The sequence below is a fragment of the Siminovitchia fortis genome (genome assembly GCF_003605365.2).
Lineage (GTDB): Bacteria > Bacillota > Bacilli > Bacillales > Bacillaceae_C > Siminovitchia > Siminovitchia fortis.
In genome coordinates, this window is sequence record NZ_QYTU02000003.1 from 70,770 (window position 1) to 88,605 (window position 17,836).

A 17,836-nucleotide genomic window follows, 5' to 3' on the forward strand; every position below is an offset into this window, starting at 1 on the left:
ACGATGGATAAGTTCCATGCAACGACAATTTTCGCCGTTCATCATAAGGGAAAATGTGCCATGGCCGGTGATGGACAAGTGACATTTGGAAATGCGGTAGTCATGAAACATACTGCACGCAAGGTACGTAAACTATTCAATGGCAAAGTGCTGGCCGGTTTTGCAGGATCTGTGGCTGATGCCTTTACATTATTTGAGAAATTTGAAGGGAAGCTCGAGGAATACAATGGAAATCTTCCGCGGGCGGCTGTCGAACTGGCGAAGGAATGGCGGAGCGATAAAGTTTTAAGAAAGCTTGAAGCGATGCTGATCGTTATGGATGACAAGCATCTGCTGCTCATTTCCGGTACGGGTGAAGTCATTGAGCCGGATGATGGTATTTTGGCAATTGGATCTGGCGGCAATTATGCGCTGGCCGCTGGCAGGGCTTTGAAAAATCATGCCGCTGAACATCTGACTGCAAAAGAAATGGCTAAAGCGGCCTTGGAAATTGCCGCGGATATATGCGTCTACACAAATCGACAAATAATTGTCGAAGAATTGTAACACATGTCGACGCTACAATACGTTACTGTAAGAGGGAGGGACTATTTTGACAGTCGTTAATAAAGGAGCTGCCATGACTCCTAGGCAAATTGTTGAAAAGCTCAATCAATATATCATCGGCCAGAATGATGCGAAACGGGCGGTCGCGGTGGCTCTCCGCAATCGTTACCGCAGGGGGCTGTTAAGCGAAGAACTTCGAGATGAGATCATCCCGAAAAACATATTGATGATGGGCCCCACCGGTGTAGGTAAGACGGAAATAGCCCGCCGTTTGGCCAAAATGGTCGGAGCTCCGTTTGTGAAAGTGGAGGCGACCAAATTTACCGAAGTGGGCTATGTGGGACGCGATGTCGAATCAATGGTCCGAGATCTTGCCGAGACATCGATCAGGATTGTCAAAGAAGAGAAAATGCAGGAAGTAAGGGACCGTGCGGAGAAACAGGCGAACCGCCGCCTTGTCGAGCTGTTGGTGCCAAGAAAAAAGAAGTCGGAAAACTTTAAAAACCCATTTGAAATGATCTTTGGCGGAGGCCAGCAGGCTGAAAGTTCATCAACCCAAGATGAACAGGAAGAGCTGAGCATCCGCGAAAAAAGAAGAATCATTGAGGAAAAGCTTGCAAATGGAGAACTGGAAGACGAGATTGTGCAGGTGGAGGTTGAAGAACAGCAGCCTTCCATGTTTGATTTGTTCCAAGGGTCCGGCATGGAGCAGATGGGGATGAATATGCAGGACGCCTTAAGCAGCCTGATGCCCAAAAAGCTTAAGAAGCGGAAGCTTCCCGTCAAAGAGGCGCGGAAAGTCCTAACGAATGATGAAGCCCAAAAGCTGATCGACATGGATGAAGTGACACAGATGGCGATTTTCAGGGCCGAACAAACAGGGATCATCTTTATTGATGAAATTGATAAAATCGCGAGCAAAGGCCAGTCTTCGTCTGCAGATGTCTCAAGAGAAGGTGTCCAGCGGGATATCCTGCCGATTGTCGAAGGATCAACTATAGTCACCAAATACGGACCGGTCAAAACAGATTACATTTTGTTTATTGCTGCGGGAGCATTCCATATGGCTAAGCCCTCGGATTTAATCCCGGAACTTCAAGGCCGTTTTCCGATTCGGGTTGAACTCGAAAAGCTGACAGTAGAAGACTTCTACAAAATACTGACTGAACCCGATAATGCCCTGATCAAACAATATTCAGCATTATTGGAAACTGAAGGTATACAAATAGAATTTTCTGACGATGCTATTAACAGACTTGCAGAAATCGCTTTTGATGTGAACCAGAATACGGACAACATCGGAGCGAGGCGCCTGCATACAATTATGGAGAAACTGCTTGAAGATTTGTCGTTCGAAGCACCAGATGTCACGATGGAAAAGGTGGAAATTACCGCTCAGTACGTGGACCAAAAACTTTCAGCAATTTCAAAAGACAAAGATTTAAGCCAGTTTATTTTATAAAAAATATGTCAACAATCGTTGTAAGTTTGGAAAAATTTAGGAGGAGAAACAATGGAATTATTAACAAGGACCAGAACGATCAATGCAATGCTGCAAAAAGCTGCAGGAAAACCGGTAAACTTCAAGGAAATGGCTGAAACGTTGTCTGATGTCATAGAAGCCAATGTATATGTACTAAGCAGAAGAGGAAAGGTTTTGGGCTATTCTGTCCGCCAGCAAATTGAAAATGACAGAATGAAAAGTATTCTTGAGGAGCGGCAGTTCCCCGAAGACTATACAAAGAGGCTTTTCAATATTTCCGAAACATCTTCAAACATCGATGTGAACAGTGAATATACAGCTTTTCCGGTGGAAAATAAAGATTTGTTCTCATCCGGCCTGACAACAATCGTGCCGATCAACGGCGGAGGGGAAAGGCTCGGGACATTGCTCTTGGCAAGGCTTGAGCAGGAATTTGATAACGATGACCTGATTCTTGCTGAATATGGTGCAACAGTGGTTGGTATGGAAATTCTTCGTGAAAAAGCTGAAGAAATTGAAGAGGAAGCCCGCAGTAAAGCAGTTGTCCAAATGGCAATCAGCTCCCTCTCATACAGTGAACTGGAAGCCATTGAGCATATTTTTGAAGAACTCAACGGAACAGAGGGGCTGCTCGTAGCTTCCAAAATTGCCGACAGAGTAGGAATTACCCGCTCCGTCATCGTCAACGCACTCAGGAAATTAGAAAGTGCCGGTGTCATCGAATCCCGTTCACTCGGGATGAAGGGCACTTATATCAAAGTGTTGAACTCCAAGTTCCTTGTTGAATTGGAGAAATTAAAATCAAACTGATAAATGATAATCAGGAAAAAGAACGTTCGAAGTCTATTCGGACGTTTTTTTTATTTTTTTAATGGGACTAAAGAATCAATTTTCGAGTTTTTTATCGAAAATTCACCAAGAATTACTCAGCTTGTGTAGACGTAATATGACAAAAAGATTACAATAGTGGATAGTTTAGGAAAAAGAAGAAGAAAATTGGCAGGTGCTTATTGTGAATCTATTCGGTAGTTTTCAGACGATAGAACGTTCTATGGACTATTCTGCATTAAAACACGAAGTCACTTCCCAAAATATCGCCAATGCCGATACCCCTAATTACAAAGGGAAGAAAGTGAGCTTTGGCCAAGTATTTGATGAGGCGGTTTCTGCTGCAAAATTACGTATGACCGATCCGCGCCATATTAGCGCCCATAGGATGAAAAACCCTGCTATTGCGCTGTCTGACAGGCGGGCCCAATACGGGCATAATGGAAATAATGTCGATATTGACAAAGAAATGTCCGATCTTGCGGCAAATCAGATTTATTACAGTACTTTATCAGAAAGATTAAGCGGGAAATTCAATTTATTACAAAATGTCATCAAGGGAGGAAAGTAGTAGTGACAATGTTCTACACAATGGGAATTTCTTCCTCTGCATTGACAACCCAACGGCTCAGATTGGATGTCATCTCCTCCAATATGGCAAACGTAGATACAACGAGAGAAAAGCTTGTTGATGGTCAGTGGCAGCCCTATAGACGCAAAATGGTCGTCATGCAGCCAAATGAAAATTCATTTTCTTCGGCCCTTAATAATGCAATGGGCTCTTATACCGGGAATAAAAATCCGGCGGGAGTAAAGGTAGCCAGGATCGTCGAAGACCAAACACCATTCAAATCGATTTATGATCCTGAACATCCTGATGCGGATGAAAATGGCTATGTCTATCAATCAAATGTTGATCCGCTTCGCGAGATGGTGGATATGATTAGTGCCACAAGATCATACGAAGCCAATGTCACAGTATTCAATGCAACAAAGGCGATGTTGATGAAGTCGCTGGATATTGGAAAATAATTAGAAAGGAGGCATGAGAGATGCCAATCAATCCTATCATTTCTCATTTGCCCGCTGCATCTTCGGTAAACTCCAAACAGCCAGTGCCTGAAAGTTTTAATAAAGCGAATAATTTTGGAGATTACTTACAAAATGCAATCCAGGAAGTGAATAAGCTGCAAATACAATCAGACAAGGCCACATCAATGTTTGCAGAGGGAAAGAAAATCAATTTGCATGATGTGATGATTGCCGGCCAAAAAGCATCTATTTCCATGCAGGCCGCGCTTGAAATCAGGAACAAGGCTGTTGAGGCATACCAGGAAGTCATGCGAATGCAAGTGTAACCAGAATGTTTAAGGGGATTATCGATGAAAGATTTACTGTTTAGGCGTTTTTCAAATTTGAAAGAGTATTGGATACAAAGAACAAAAAAACAAAAGATCGTATTTGTTTCATCGGCAATTATTTTACTTCTATTCATTATCATTCTAACCGTTTTATTAACCCGTACTGCCATGGTCCCTCTTTATACAAACTTGTCGCCGTCCGAGACTGGTGCCATCAAAGAAGAGCTCGACGCCAGGGGAGTGAAGTCCGAAATAACGGAAAACGGTACAACGATAAGGGTTCCCGAGGGAAATGCAGAAAACTTGATGGTCGAACTAGCAGCAGAAGGTATCCCCAAATCGGGGAATATCGATTACTCTTTCTTTAGCGAGAACGCTGGTTTCGGCATGACAGATAATGAATTCAACGTATTAAAGCTTGATGCCACCCAGAATGAGCTGGCAGCCCTGATTAAAGGCATTGATGGAATAGAAGATGCAAATGTGATGATCACCATGCCGGAAAAAAGCGTCTTTGTGAAAGAGGATAATGAAGAAGCATCAGCATCAATTATCCTGCAAACAAAGCCGGGACACGATTTCAATGAGAAACAAATTAAATCGCTGTACCACCTTGTATCCAAAAGTGTACCCAATTTGCCGACAGACAATATTGTCATCAGAAACCAGTACCTGGAATATTTCGACTTAAATGATGGTTCTTATGCTGACAGCGGCATTGATCAGCAAATGAAAATCAAGGAGCGCCTGGAAAGGGATATACAGCGCCAGGTGCAGCAAATGCTCGGAACCTTGATGGGCCATGAAAAGGTCATCACTTCCGTTACAGCGGATATAGATTTCACCCAGGAAAACAGGGAGGAGAACCTTGTTACACCGGTGGATGAAGAAAATATGCGCGGAATTGCCATCAGTGCCCAAAGAATTACAGAAACATTCTCAGGCGATGAAGCCCAAGCGGGCGGTATACCGCAAGGAGGCGATCCTGCTGACAGTGGAGCAAGCCAATACATGGAAGGCAGCGGGAATTCAGGGGATTATGAAAAGTCCGAAGAAACTCTGAATTATGAAGTCAATAAAGTGCGCAAGGAAATTGTGGAAAGCCCATATAAAATCCGGGATCTGGGCATTCAGGTCATGGTTGAGCCGCCAGACCCCGAAGAACCCGCTTCTTTTCCGGAAGAAAGAAGGGAAGATATCACCCAGCTGCTGTCCACGATCGTCAGGACGTCCATTGACAAGGAAAGCGGGACGGACATTTCCGACGCTGCTATTGATGATAAGGTTGTTGTAACTGTACAGCCGTTTAACGGAAACATGGACCGCGGGGAAGATTCATCCAAAAGCGTATTGCCATGGTGGGGGTACGTTATCGGAGGAATTCTGGTTGCCATCATAGCTCTTCTTATTTTCCTATGGACAAGAAGCAGAGCACGTAAAGCGGAAGAACTGGAAGAAATGACGGCAATCGCCGAAGACAAGCCTGCGGAACCCCCAAAGCCGACGATTGAGGAACTGGCAGCACAGAAAGCTGCAGAGAACCGGGAACGGCTTGAAGAATTAGCCAAAGATAACCCGGAACAATTTGCCAACCTGCTGCGGACATGGCTTGCTGAGGAAGAGGAGGAGATTTAGAGAGGTGGATAAAAAACAAAAGATGTCAGCCCTTCAAAAGGCCGCTGTACTTCTTATTTCTCTTGGTCCCGATACCGCTTCAAAAATCTATAAACAATTGACTGAAAAAGAAGTTGAAAAGCTTACGATGGAAATTTCGAGCCTCAGGAATGTGACACCCGAAAAAAAAGACAGGGTGGTCAATGAATTTCACCAGATTGCTCTTGCACAGAAATATATAACCCAGGGTGGTTTGGATTATGCTAAAGTCGTACTGGAAAAGGCGTTTGGTTATGAGGAGGCTGCAAAAATGCTGAAAAGGCTCAATGCTTCCTTGCAGGTCCGGCCGTTTGACTTTGCCAAAAGGGCCGATGCGGGACAAATTTTACATTTCATCCAAAATGAGCATCCGCAGACCATCGCCCTTGTCCTGTCATATTTGGACCCGGAAAAAGCGGGGCAAATTTTATCGGAGCTTCCAAATGACACACAGGCGGACATTGCCAGGAGGATTGCAGTGATGGATGGAACTTCTCCTGATGTGATCCGTGAAGTGGAAGAAATTCTTAAAAGAAAGCTGTCTGCTACTGTTACGGATGACTATTCCCAAAGCGGCGGGATCGAATCGATTGTACAGGTGCTCCAAGGGGTCGACCGTGCAACCGAAAAAACCATTCTTGATACGCTCGGAATCCAGGATCCCGGACTTGCAGAGGATATCAGGGAAAGAATGTTTGTTTTTGAAGACATTGTCATTTTGGACAATCTTTCGATTCAGCGTGTGATCAGGGAATGTGACAGTGATGACTTGATGCTCGCGCTCAGGGTCGCCAGCGACGAAGTGAAGGAAACGATCTTCAAAAATATGTCCACCCGGATGGCGGTGACCCTGCAGGAGGAAATCGAATTGATGGGCCCTGTACGATTGCGCGAAATCGAAGAAGCCCAGTCAAACATTGTTGCCATTATCCGCCGATTGGAAGATGCGGGTGAAATCATCCTTGCACGCGGAGGGGATGAAATCATTGTCTAACATCATCAAGCTTCATTCAGACCGGATATTGACAGACGCAAAGGTCATCAAACCGAGAATGGTTGAAAGACCGGACTGCGGACAGGGCACTGTGGATCCTTTAATTGAAGCCAAAGCCAATGAACTCATAATAACGGCGGAAGCAAAGGCTAAAGACATTTTAGAAAAAGCCGCTCATGAGGCAGAGCAGCTGAAAAACGCCATTCAAGAGGAAAAGAACCTCTGGGAAGCGGAGAAAAGACAATTGTCGGAGGAAGCATGGAACGGGGGCTATCAAAAGGGGCTGAAAGAAGGAAGGACAGCAGGGGAAAACGAGTTTAAGAGCTTGATAGAAACAGCCATCGGTACAATTGACACGGCCAAGGCGGACTCCAAAGCATATATCGTGCAGGCGGAGCAGACCATCCTTGACCTGGCAATGGCAAGTACAGAAGCGATCCTGGGGTCCACTCTTTCTGAGGAACCAGAAAAATTTATCGATGTTGTAAAAAAGGCTCTGACTGAACTGAAAAATGAAAAAGAGATAGAGATCTTTGTACACCCATCCAAGTTCCATTTGCTTGTTTCATCCAGAAACGTGCTGGAATCTATTTTTCCGCGAGAGGTGCAATGTTATATTTATCCAAATGAGGAATTAAATGAAAATGATTGTGTCGTTGAATGTGAAACCATCAGAATCGATACCGGCATTGACAGCCAGCTTTCCGAGTTGAAAGAAAGGCTCGCGGAGCTACTCTCCGCTGAACAAAAACCATGAAGGCTCAGGAGCTCCTGCCTCATATAAAAAAGATCAACCCGCTTAAAAGGTATGGGAAAGTGATCAAGGTTGTCGGCCTGATGATTGAGTCATTCGGACCCGAAAGTTCCATCGGGGATGTCTGCCTCATACATACCGGAAATTCAGAAAACAACCGGACCGTTTTGACCGAGGTTGTCGGTTTTAAAGGAAAGCACCTGATTTTAATGCCTTACACCAATTTGCTGGATGTATCTCCGGGAAGCCTTGTTGAAACAACCGGGAAACCTCTGGAAATAAACGTCGGTCCCGAATTGATCGGCAAGGTGGTGGATTCACTGGGACATCCGATGGATGAATCGGCCATCCCCCGCGGAATGGCTGGTGTCCAAATAGATTGCGATCCGCCGAACCCGTTGACAAGGCCTCCCATCGCCGAGCAGCTCGAAGTGGGTGTGAGAGCTATCGACAGCATGCTGCCAGTCGGAAATGGCCAGCGGATGGGAATATTTGCGGGAAGCGGTGTCGGAAAGAGTACGCTGCTCGGGATGATTGCCCGGAATACGAGGGCGGATATCAATGTGATTGCGCTAATCGGGGAACGGGGAAGGGAAGTAAAGGAATTCCTTGAAAACGACCTTGGGCCCGATGGGTTGAAAAAGTCGATCATTGTGGCTTCCACTTCGGATCAGCCTGCCCTCATGAGAATCAAAGGCGCTTTTACGGCGACTGCGATCGCTGAATATTTCAGGGATTTAGGCTGCAATGTAAATCTTTTGATGGATTCAGTCACAAGGGTGGCCATGAGCCAGAGGGAAGTGGGCCTCGCTGTCGGCGAGCCGCCTGCCACAAGGGGTTATACCCCTTCCGTTTTCGCCCTGTTGCCCCGCCTTCTTGAAAGGACAGGGACAAGCCCGCTCGGGTCGATTACTGCTTTCTATACCGTACTTGTGGACGGCGATGACATGAATGAGCCGATCGCGGATACCGTGAGGGGGATTTTGGACGGGCATATCGTTCTTGACCGTTCCTTGGCTAACAAAGGCCATTATCCTGCGATCAATGTTTTAAAAAGTGTCAGCAGACTCATGAACCAGCTTGCTGCACCAGAACATCAGGCAGCTGCCAATACGATCCGGAATCTCTTAAGTACGTATGTGAATGCGGAAGATTTGATTAATATCGGCGCATATAAAAAAGGCGCTTCCAAAGAGATCGATGAAGCGATTGATTATCAGCCCGAAATCATCAAATTTTTACAGCAAGGGACTAATGAACAGGCAACGAAGGAAGAAAGTATCCAGTCGTTGATCAATTTGGCAGAAACGGGTGAGTTTCGTTGAAATTTGATTATAAATTCCAGCATATTTTGACGCTCAAAGAGAGAGAAAAGGAAGAGACTTATTCGCTTTACGAAGAATCGGTCCGTCAATTTGAACGGGCTGCCAAAAATTTATATGAATTGCTAAAGAAAAAGGAAGTCCTGGAACAATTTCAATCAGAGAAGCTGGAAACAGGCTTTTCCATCCAAAAAATCAGGCACCATCAACTGTTCATCAATAATCTTGAAGAAACAATCGATTATTGGCAAAAACAGGTCATGGCAACACGGAATGAGATGAAGCATTGGGAGGAGAAGCTTCTTGAAAGCAATATCGAAGTGAAAAAATACGAAAAAATGAAAGATAAAAGCTACAAGTATTTTCAAGAGTTGATCAATACCTATGAAAACAATCAAATGGATGAAATAGCAGCCATCCAATTCCAACATCGAAAAGGAAATTAGGTGACAAGGTGGGTAGTACCGCAGATACACAAAAAGAGAATAAGAAATCCGGCTTTTTTCAAAAGCTTCTTGTATGGATTGTCATTCCGCTTCTGCTCATACTGTTCCTCACCTTGCTGGCTGCTACGGTTTCGGGTGTAAACGTGTATGAGAAGGCGAAGGAAGTCGGAGGAAAGCTTCCTGTAATATCCTCGATCATTGGCGGCAAAGAAACGGTGACCATTGAGGAGCACAACGAGGCGGTCGTCAAGCTGGAAGCGCAAATTGAGGAGAAGAATGCGAAAATCAGCCGTTTGGAAAGAAAAGTGGAAGACAAAGAGTCCGAAATTGACCTGCTGAAACAAGATAAGAAAAGGCTTGAAACGACCCTTGAGGAAAAGGACCAAGTGGAGAACGATGGAAAGCGGGAAATGAAAGAAATCGTTGCAGTCTATGAAACAATGATGCCCAAACGGGCAGCTTCCATCATTGTGGAAATGAAAGATGAAGAAGCTGTCAACATCTTATCCAACCTGGGGCCCGAGCCGCTTGCGAGAATCATGGAAAAGATGCCGCCTGAAAAAGCCGCGGCATATACCCAGATGCTGGCTGTTAGAACAACTGAGGGGAGGTGAACTAAGTGAAGTTATCGCTACTTGAAGCCCCTGTTAATTTTGCAATGGCGAACGTGCCGGAAAAAAAGATTGGAGAAGGCAATCTCTTATTCGGGGAAATTCTGAATATGAAACTGCAAAGCTTCCGGGCTGAACCCGAAACAGATACAGTTGAAACGGGCAAAGAAAATACAGGCCTGATGCAGTTGTTGGCAAATGTTTTGGGTGTAATGGAAGAATTGCAGGAAAAAGTGGGATTTGCATTGGATGAAGGTGAACAGGAACTTTTTCAGGAGACGGTTGATTTGCTGGAAAGCATTGAGGATATTGGACCTCCGAATATGGCAGCAGTTTTGGAGCCGGTTTTGGAAAAATTCGTTTTGGCTGCTGAACAGCTGCAGCTTAATTCCGATGCTGAAATGGATTCTGAAAAACTTGAGGCAGCATTGAAGGTGTTAACAGAAATGCTGGAACAGTATGAATCTATTTCATCCACTTTTCAAAAGAGTGGAGAACTCCTTTTTCTTGCAGCCGGGCAAATGCCTGGAAAACATAATATGCCGATCCGTTCTGACTTGAAGCCTGATAACGGTGGCAACCAAGCAGGAAAATTTATCAGCTACCATGAAAATACAGAGACAGAAGAGGCAAAGCAAATCTCTATCCGTTTGGAGACTGCAAATACAAAAGAGGATTCTGCCGGAACGGCATCATTGACGGAGGCCACTGAAAAAAGAGGTGCCGGGACAGGGAATAGCCAATCCAAGGCTGATGCAAATTCCATTCAGGCATCAAGCGTGAACAGAAACGAAACGGAAGAGGTTATTGTAAAGATTGCCGAAACAGCCCCCAATGAGAGGAAAGCAAGGGAGCTGATCAGACAATTTTCAAATGTCCTGCAAAAATCCCATTTCAACCAGGGGCTTCAGACGAAAAGCATGACGATCCGCCTGTATCCCGAACATCTCGGTTCACTCAGGATAGAGCTGACGCAGCGTAACGGCGCCATGATTGCGAGGATTTTGGCTTCGACAAGCATGGCCAAGGATTTGCTTGACTCTCAGATCCATCAGCTAAGGCAGGCTTTCGTACAGCAGAATATCCAGGTGGACAAGGTGGATATCTCCTATCAGGAAGGCCTCGATAAGTACAGCAGCCAAGATCAAAGAAACGGTGACCAGGAGCAGGCCGGACCGGATCAGCGTTCGGACAAAGAAGCTTTTAACGGGGAAAAGGATGAGGAAGAGTTCTCCAGTTTTTTGCAAAATATTTTATTTGAGATGGAAGTGTAGGTGATGAAGTATGCCAAACACGATTGGCAGTGATTATTTTCTGCCGACTGAAACGGTGAAAAGGCAGACGACTAGTAACGATTCATTGGGGAAAGATGCTTTTTTAAAAATCCTGTTTGCCCAGCTTCAAAACCAGGATCCTCTCAGCCCGATGGACGACAAGGAGTTTATCGGACAGATGGCCACTTTTTCATCCTTGGAGCAATTGACGAACATGAACCAGACACTGGAGAAATTTGTGGAAAGTGCATCGCAGGCGAATCTGATCGCCTTCAGTGAATTCGTCGGAAAAGAAGTGACGTGGCATGAAATGATCGAAAGTGATGACCCTCTGAAAGATCCTGAAATAATTGAAGGAAAAGGTGTCGTCAGTTCGGTGCAGTTTTTGGGCGATTCGGTGAAAATCACACTTGAAGACGGAAAGGAACTGGCGCCTGCGAACATATCGGAAATCCATCATGGCAATGGCGAAAGCCCGCTTGTCAAAGCAAGCCATTTGATCGGGAAAAAGGTTTTGTGGATGGATGGCGAGCAGGAAAAGTCAGGAACGGTCAAGTCGGTGACAACAAAGGGCGGCATTATTTCGGTAATACTGGATGATGGGTCAGTAGTTGAATCCAAAAAGCTTACGAAAATTGAATAAGGGAGATGGTCATGCTTGAAAAATTATATCCATCCTCTTAATACACAGTTTCATGTGAATGCCGCAAGAAGTCAGCTCTCCAAGAAACAAGTTGAAGGGAATTCTTTTTCGAATGAACTGAAGCAGGCGATTGATAAGTCAGGGCATTTGAAAATAAGCAAGCACGCAAGGACAAGGATGGAGCAAAGAAATATTGAGATCAGCCCGGCGAAATGGCAGCAGATTGAAGAGAAAATAACCGAGGCGAAGGCCAAAGGGGTCAAAGAACCGCTCGTTCTGTTGAAAAACGCCGCCTTGGTCGTGAGCGCCAAAAACAACACGGTCATCACAATGATGCCCAGAAATGAAGCAAATGGTCAGATCTTTAACAATATCGATGGAACAATCATAGTCGACTAAAAAATAACATAGCTGGACCTGAAAAGGAAGCTAACAGCCGCCGACTGACAGACGCGGCTAATACGAAAGGGGAAATGGGAACATGCTACGTTCAATGTACTCAGGAATAAGCGGAATGAAAAACTTCCAGACCAAACTGGATGTCATCGGCAACAACATCGCCAACGTCAATACATACGGATTCAAAAAGGGCCGGGTGACATTTAAAGATATGGTAAGCCAAACCATCTCGGGTGCGAGTGCCGGGGATGCAACTCGCGGTGGAGTTAATCCAAAACAGGTGGGACTCGGTTCGCAGCTTGCATCTATTGATACGGTTGATACGCAGGGAAGCCTGCAGACAACTGGTCGCGTTCTTGATATCGGAATCCAGGGGGACGGATACTTGATGGTTGAAAGTAATGGTGTTCCAAGTTATACAAGGGCCGGCAATTTATACTTCGACAACGCAGGTAATCTAATAACCGCGTCGGGACATCTTGTTTATGATATTAATAAAGCCCCAATAAATATAGGAGATCCAAATTCAATTACAAATTTGAGTATTGATGAAAGTGGGAAAATAACTTATCTAACAAAAGGTCAAGATGGGAAAATGATAGAGGGAGAGCCCAAATATATTGGGATAGCACGTTTTAACAATAATGGTGGATTGGAAAAAATAGGTGAAAACCTTTATATTGAAACAGAAGCATCGGGTGAAGCAGAAATGTTGACGCCAGGTACAAGCGGTGCAGGAAAACTCGTATCAGGAACGCTCGAAATGTCCAATGTCGATCTTTCCGAGGAGTTCACCGAAATGATTGTCGCGCAGCGCGGGTTTCAGGCGAATACGAGGATCATTACGACTTCCGATGAGATTTTGCAGGAGCTTGTCAATTTAAAACGATAGGTAAGGGAGGGACAGGGCCGGTTTTTTTCCGGTCCTGGGTGGTTCATTGATACATATCACGAAATTGAATGGAAAGACTTTTCATTTGAATGCATTATACATTGAAACAGTCGAGTCTTTTCCCGATACGACGATCACTTTGATGAATGGCCGCAAATATGTGGTGGCTGAGTCTGAGCAGCTGGTCAATGAGAAGATTCTTACGTTCTATCAATCTATTCAATTGTTGGGACGCGGGCAGCAGGAGGATTCTGATGAAAAAAAATAAAGTACTCATTATTATTACTGTCATTTTACTTATTGGGGCTGCCGCACTGCTCGCCTATGACAGACTGGGCTTTGGGAAAAAGGAAGCGGCCGGTGAGGAACAGTCGATAGACGATGTATTAAAGGTTACAGTGGACATGGGAGAGATCGCGACAAACCTGCTGGATAACAGGTATGTAAAAATCTCTTTCATGATAGAAGCCGACAGCAAGGATGCAAAGGAAGAGTTGGAGAAGCGGAAGTTCCAAGTCCAGAATATTATCATCACAGAACTGTCGGACATGAAGGCCCCTGAATTGGAAGGGAAGGAAGGCAAGCAGGCATTTGAAGAGGCAGTAAAGAAAAGAGTCAATGAAATAATGCAAGAAGGCGAAGTAGTCAAAGTTTACATTACCTCTTACATCATTTCATAGGTTACGCAAGCGCAACGTTAGGAGGTGACGGCAATGCCAGACGATGTCTTATCCCAAGGGGTTTTATCACAAACCGAAATTGACGATCTTATTTCTTCTTTGGCAGCCGGTGATGATCAGAATGAACGGAAAAAGGATCCGGTTCCAAATGAACTTGAAAAAATCGTCAAAGTCTATGACTTTAAAAGAGCACTCCGTTTTTCAAAAGACCAGATTCGCAGCTTGACAAGAATATATGAAAATTTTGCGCGCCTTCTGACTACTTTGTTTTCTGCGCACTTAAGGACATATGCCCACGTTTCTGTCGTTTCTTCCGGGCAGGTCCCATACGGGGAATACATCCGTTCGATCGACAGCATGACATTTTTGAATGTCATCGAAATACCCCAGCTCAAAGGAAGAATGATCATGGAAGTCCAGCCGGATATCGCCTACGCAATGATGGACCGTATTTTGGGCGGGAAAGGGACCGGCATGAATAAAATTTCCCTGTTGACTGACATTGAAATGAAACTGCTGACGAAATTGTTCAATAAGACAATGGATCCGTTACGGGAGGCGTGGGCCAGCATTTCCCACATTGAACCGGAGCTGTCTGAAATCGAAGTCAATCCGCAGTTTTTGCAGGTTGTCTCTCCGAATGAAACGGTTGTCGTTGTATCCATGCATGCGGTGATCGGCGATACAAACGGAACAATCAATATCATGATTCCGCATGTCGTCCTGGAACCGATCATTTCAAAGCTGACCGCCCAATACTGGATGGAATCCGGCTCGAAGGAAAAAAAACCGGAAGCACTCGATGCGCTGAAGCAGAGCATCAAGGAAACCGATGTCGAGGTGGATGTCGAACTGGGGAAGACTTACCTGACGATAAGGGACTTCCTTGCATTAAACGAAGGGGATGTGTTCCAGCTCCGTAAACGGATTGACGAGCCGCTTACGGTGAAAATTGCGGGAGTTCCCAAATTTACGGGGCAGCCCGGCATGAAACACAACCATCTGGCTGTTCAAATTTTAAATATGATAAATGAGGGAGATGAAGACGATGAATGGTGAGAAGCTCTCCCAAGAAGAGATTGAGATGTTATTCGCGGAAATGGACCAATCCGAAGATGAATCAACGAATGAAACGGATGAGCTAAGCGATATTGAAAAAGATGCCCTGGGAGAAGTAGGGAATATTTCTTTCGGAAATGCCGCGACAGCCCTTTCCACCATGATGAACCAAAAAGTAGAAATCACAACGCCGACCGTATCGATCATTGACTGGCAGACTTTGTCGGCATCAAAAGATCCGGGTATGGCTGTCCAGGTTACCTATACTTCGGGATTTTCAGGGGTCAATGTGTTATTTCTGAAAAAGAGGGATGTCTCAGTCATTGCGGATGTTTTGATGGGCGGTGATGGAACCGACCCATCCGAAGAAATGAATGAAATCCAGCAAAGTGCCGTGCAAGAGGCCATGAATCAGATGATCGGCTCTTCCGCCACTTCGATGTCCTCTTTTTTTGGAAAAAGGGTGGATATATCCACGCCGACATTTCATGTATCCAATGAAACATTGGGTGAAGTGCTGCAGGAGCTTTCTGATCAATCCCCTTTTGCGCAAGTGTCTTTCGACTTGAAAGTGGGAGACATCATAGATTCAAAACTGACGATGTTCATACCAGTCAATTTTGCAAGAAGCCTGGTAAAAGAATTGTGGTCACAGGCAGAAGAAAAAAGCGAACCCAAATCAACTCCAGAGAATTCAGCGGAAACGGAGGCAGAAACCGCATCAGCCATTGATATCGCCTTGGAACAGACAAAACACATGGAAGAAACGGCGCCTTCGCCGGGGCACTCACCTTTAGGCGAGGAATCCCGTGCTGAAAACAAGGACGTAAACGTCCAACGTGCAAGCTTTGCCCAGTTCGATGATAGCATTGAAGAACAAACGGATACCAAAAACCTTGATGTCCTGCTCGACATTCCGCTCCAGGTAACGGTTGAACTGGGCAGAACGCATAAATCGGTGAAAGATATATTGGAAATGGGGTCTGGATCGATTATCGAACTGGACAAACTGGCCGGTGAGCCTGTGGACATCCTGATCAACAACCGATTGATCGCCAAAGGGGAAGTCGTAGTCATCGATGAAAGTTTTGGGGTAAGAGTGACGGATATTCTGAGCAGGAAAAATCGCCTGCAGCATTTGAAATAAGTTTTTTGAATTGGACTGTGAGGGAACGATCATGTTAAAAAACCGCATTGCCGCCCTTTGGGTACAACAAGCGGGCAGAAAAAAAGATAAATTAAGGATGAATTCAGGTATGCATGATGAAAAATAAATGGATGGTTCTATTATTGCTTTTGATCGTTCTCACAAATGCCAAACCGTATCTTGTCCATGCGAGCCCGAAAGGATCCGTGGAGGAATGCATAAAAAATCCCGATAAGTGCGAGAAACCGGAAAACCCAAATAAACCAAGCATGGAAAACAACGGAAATGAGTCCTTTTCCATCAGCTTTTTTGACGTTGTCAAAATGATTGCCGCATTGGCGTTTGTCATTGCACTGTTGTATTTCTTATTGAAATTCATTAATAAAAAAAGCCAATCGTATCAGCAAAACCGCCTAGTTCAAAACTTGGGCGGGACCGCGCTTGGCGGAAACCGGTCGATTCAGATTGTAAAAGCAGGAAAACGCCTCCTCGTATTGGGTGTCGGCGAAGACGTCCGCCTTCTGAAAGAAATTACCGATGAACAGGAACTGCAGGAAATTTTAAATCAATACAATGAACAGCTTGAGGGAAGCATCCAGCCTGCAGATGCAGTTACTAAACTTGCAGGAACAATCAAAGGCATGTTGAACAAAGAGGAGAACAATCATGATACATTCCAGAAACATTTTAAACATGAAATGGATGCAATCAAGAAGCAGCGGCAAAGTATTTTAAAAGAGTTTCAGGGAAAGGGGCAAGATGAAAAGTGAATGAAGTAGTGGAGTTTTTCAACAGTTCACCTGAAACCGTGTCAACATCAGTGAAACTCTTTCTGCTGCTGACTGTTCTGTCCATCGCACCCGGCATCCTGATTATCATGACTTCATTTACAAGGATTGTGATTGTTCTTTCTTTTGTACGGACATCGCTTGCCACCCAGCAGATGCCTCCTAATCAGGTCATCGTCGGATTGGCGCTGTTCCTGACTTTTTTCGTGATGGCGCCCACCTTGAACGAAGTGAACAAAGAAGCACTGGCACCGTTGTTCAATGATGAAATTACACTGGAAGAATCGTATGAACGGGCTGCCGTTCCGTTCAAAGAATTTATGAGCTCATATACAAGACAGAAAGACCTGGAATTATTTTTGAATTATTCGGGGGCGGAACGTCCCAGTACGATTGAAGATATACCGCTCACGGCACTTGTCCCTGCATTTGCCCTAAGTGAATTGAAAACGGCATTTCAAATCGGATTCATGATTTTCATCCCGTTCCTTGTGATTGATATGGTGGTAGCAAGCGTATTGATGTCAATGGGAATGATGATGCTGCCGCCGGTGATGATTTCACTGCCGTTTAAGATACTGCTGTTCGTATTGGTTGATGGGTGGTATTTGGTCGTCAAATCATTGCTGCAAAGCTTTTAGTGAACATTCCCGTTGGAATACAATCTCAAGGAAGGTGATGTTATGAGCGCCGAATCAGTCATTTCTCTGGCTGGAAAAGGAGTATTTACAATATTGATCGTAGCCGGGCCGCTGCTGCTGCTTGCATTGGCGGTTGGATTGATTGTGAGCATCTTTCAGGCTACAACGCAAATCCAGGAACAGACATTGGCTTTCATACCGAAAATCATTGCAGTCCTTGTGGGCATTGTCTTTTTTGGTCCGTGGATGCTGAGCAGGATGCTTTCGTATACAACAGACATTTTTCAAAATTTGACCCGGTTTGTAGGTTGAAAG

General features: G+C 44.9%; 23 protein-coding genes. All 23 read left to right on the top strand.

Annotated elements, in window-relative coordinates:
- Window positions 1-3: 3 nt before the first annotated feature.
- The 23 genes from hslV to fliQ all read left to right on the top strand — a co-directional run bounded on the left by hslV (window position 4) and on the right by fliQ (window position 17,833).
- Window positions 4-546, top strand: coding sequence for an ATP-dependent protease subunit HslV (gene hslV / locus D4N35_RS02810; protein ID WP_120069653.1), 543 nt, complete (start codon window positions 4-6; stop codon window positions 544-546).
- Between the two features lie 73 nt (window positions 547-619).
- A complete protein-coding gene (gene hslU / locus D4N35_RS02815) occupies window positions 620-2,008 on the top strand; it encodes an ATP-dependent protease ATPase subunit HslU (protein WP_120069877.1) in 1,389 nt (462 codons plus the stop codon).
- Between the two features lie 51 nt (window positions 2,009-2,059).
- On the top strand, window positions 2,060-2,839 hold the full coding sequence (gene codY, locus D4N35_RS02820) for a GTP-sensing pleiotropic transcriptional regulator CodY (RefSeq protein ID WP_120069656.1): 780 nt from the start codon (window positions 2,060-2,062) through the stop codon (window positions 2,837-2,839).
- Between the two features lie 202 nt (window positions 2,840-3,041).
- Window positions 3,042-3,428 (top strand): flagellar basal body rod protein FlgB, encoded by a 387-nt coding sequence (gene flgB, locus D4N35_RS02825; RefSeq protein WP_120069879.1) that lies wholly within the window; start codon window positions 3,042-3,044, stop codon window positions 3,426-3,428.
- An 8-nt stretch (window positions 3,429-3,436) separates the two neighbouring features.
- Window positions 3,437-3,889, top strand: coding sequence for a flagellar basal body rod protein FlgC (flgC, locus tag D4N35_RS02830; RefSeq protein WP_120069882.1), 453 nt, complete (start codon window positions 3,437-3,439; stop codon window positions 3,887-3,889).
- 20 nt (window positions 3,890-3,909) lie between these two features.
- Window positions 3,910-4,215 (top strand): flagellar hook-basal body complex protein FliE, encoded by a 306-nt coding sequence (gene fliE, locus D4N35_RS02835; protein ID WP_120069659.1) that lies wholly within the window; start codon window positions 3,910-3,912, stop codon window positions 4,213-4,215.
- A gap of 24 nt (window positions 4,216-4,239) precedes the next feature.
- Window positions 4,240-5,853 carry a flagellar basal-body MS-ring/collar protein FliF gene (gene fliF / locus D4N35_RS02840; RefSeq protein ID WP_120069662.1) on the top strand — a complete coding sequence of 538 codons (1,614 nt, stop codon included), beginning with the start codon at window positions 4,240-4,242 and terminating at the stop codon, window positions 5,851-5,853.
- Between the two features lie 22 nt (window positions 5,854-5,875).
- Entirely contained in the window at window positions 5,876-6,865 is a 990-nt protein-coding gene (fliG, locus tag D4N35_RS02845) for a flagellar motor switch protein FliG (RefSeq protein WP_208646262.1), read from the top strand.
- Window positions 6,858-7,622: a flagellar assembly protein FliH gene (gene fliH / locus D4N35_RS02850; RefSeq protein WP_164876270.1), complete on the top strand. Its 765-nt coding sequence runs from the start codon at window positions 6,858-6,860 to the stop codon at window positions 7,620-7,622. Before fliG ends, fliH begins: the two co-directional genes overlap by 8 nt.
- Window positions 7,619-8,944, top strand: coding sequence for a flagellar protein export ATPase FliI (fliI, locus tag D4N35_RS02855; protein ID WP_120069670.1), 1,326 nt, complete (start codon window positions 7,619-7,621; stop codon window positions 8,942-8,944). Before fliH ends, fliI begins: the two co-directional genes overlap by 4 nt.
- The gene (gene fliJ, locus D4N35_RS02860) at window positions 8,941-9,387 is read left to right on the top strand and encodes a flagellar export protein FliJ (protein WP_120069673.1); all 447 of its coding nucleotides are present in this window, start codon (window positions 8,941-8,943) and stop codon (window positions 9,385-9,387) included. The genes fliI and fliJ overlap by 4 nt, the downstream gene beginning before the upstream one ends.
- Window positions 9,388-9,395: 8 nt before the next feature.
- Complete coding sequence (locus D4N35_RS02865) at window positions 9,396-10,001, top strand: MotE family protein (protein ID WP_120069675.1); 606 nt, start codon at window positions 9,396-9,398, stop codon at window positions 9,999-10,001.
- 5 nt (window positions 10,002-10,006) lie between these two features.
- Window positions 10,007-11,272 (top strand): flagellar hook-length control protein FliK, encoded by a 1,266-nt coding sequence (locus tag D4N35_RS02870; protein ID WP_120069678.1) that lies wholly within the window; start codon window positions 10,007-10,009, stop codon window positions 11,270-11,272.
- A gap of 10 nt (window positions 11,273-11,282) precedes the next feature.
- Window positions 11,283-11,915 carry a flagellar hook assembly protein FlgD gene (gene flgD / locus D4N35_RS02875; protein ID WP_120069682.1) on the top strand — a complete coding sequence of 211 codons (633 nt, stop codon included), beginning with the start codon at window positions 11,283-11,285 and terminating at the stop codon, window positions 11,913-11,915.
- Between the two features lie 15 nt (window positions 11,916-11,930).
- Window positions 11,931-12,314 (top strand): TIGR02530 family flagellar biosynthesis protein, encoded by a 384-nt coding sequence (locus tag D4N35_RS02880; protein WP_120069685.1) that lies wholly within the window; start codon window positions 11,931-11,933, stop codon window positions 12,312-12,314.
- Window positions 12,315-12,396: 82 nt separating this feature from the next.
- A complete protein-coding gene (gene flgG, locus D4N35_RS02885) occupies window positions 12,397-13,206 on the top strand; it encodes a flagellar basal body rod protein FlgG (protein WP_120069688.1) in 810 nt (269 codons plus the stop codon).
- Between the two features lie 46 nt (window positions 13,207-13,252).
- The gene (locus D4N35_RS02890) at window positions 13,253-13,474 is read left to right on the top strand and encodes a flagellar FlbD family protein (RefSeq protein WP_120069690.1); all 222 of its coding nucleotides are present in this window, start codon (window positions 13,253-13,255) and stop codon (window positions 13,472-13,474) included.
- Window positions 13,461-13,886 (top strand): flagellar basal body-associated protein FliL, encoded by a 426-nt coding sequence (gene fliL, locus D4N35_RS02895; protein WP_120069694.1) that lies wholly within the window; start codon window positions 13,461-13,463, stop codon window positions 13,884-13,886. The genes D4N35_RS02890 and fliL overlap by 14 nt, the downstream gene beginning before the upstream one ends.
- A gap of 33 nt (window positions 13,887-13,919) precedes the next feature.
- Window positions 13,920-14,945: a flagellar motor switch protein FliM gene (fliM, locus tag D4N35_RS02900; RefSeq protein WP_120069697.1), complete on the top strand. Its 1,026-nt coding sequence runs from the start codon at window positions 13,920-13,922 to the stop codon at window positions 14,943-14,945.
- Window positions 14,935-16,092, top strand: coding sequence for a flagellar motor switch phosphatase FliY (fliY, locus tag D4N35_RS02905; RefSeq protein ID WP_120069699.1), 1,158 nt, complete (start codon window positions 14,935-14,937; stop codon window positions 16,090-16,092). The genes fliM and fliY overlap by 11 nt, the downstream gene beginning before the upstream one ends.
- A gap of 113 nt (window positions 16,093-16,205) precedes the next feature.
- A complete protein-coding gene (locus tag D4N35_RS02910; RefSeq protein ID WP_120069703.1) occupies window positions 16,206-16,862 on the top strand; it encodes a flagellar biosynthetic protein FliO in 657 nt (218 codons plus the stop codon).
- A complete protein-coding gene (gene fliP, locus D4N35_RS02915; RefSeq protein ID WP_120069706.1) occupies window positions 16,859-17,521 on the top strand; it encodes a flagellar type III secretion system pore protein FliP in 663 nt (220 codons plus the stop codon). The genes D4N35_RS02910 and fliP overlap by 4 nt, the downstream gene beginning before the upstream one ends.
- Window positions 17,522-17,563: 42 nt before the next feature.
- A complete protein-coding gene (gene fliQ, locus D4N35_RS02920; protein ID WP_018705125.1) occupies window positions 17,564-17,833 on the top strand; it encodes a flagellar biosynthesis protein FliQ in 270 nt (89 codons plus the stop codon).
- Window positions 17,834-17,836: the final 3 nt, after the last annotated feature.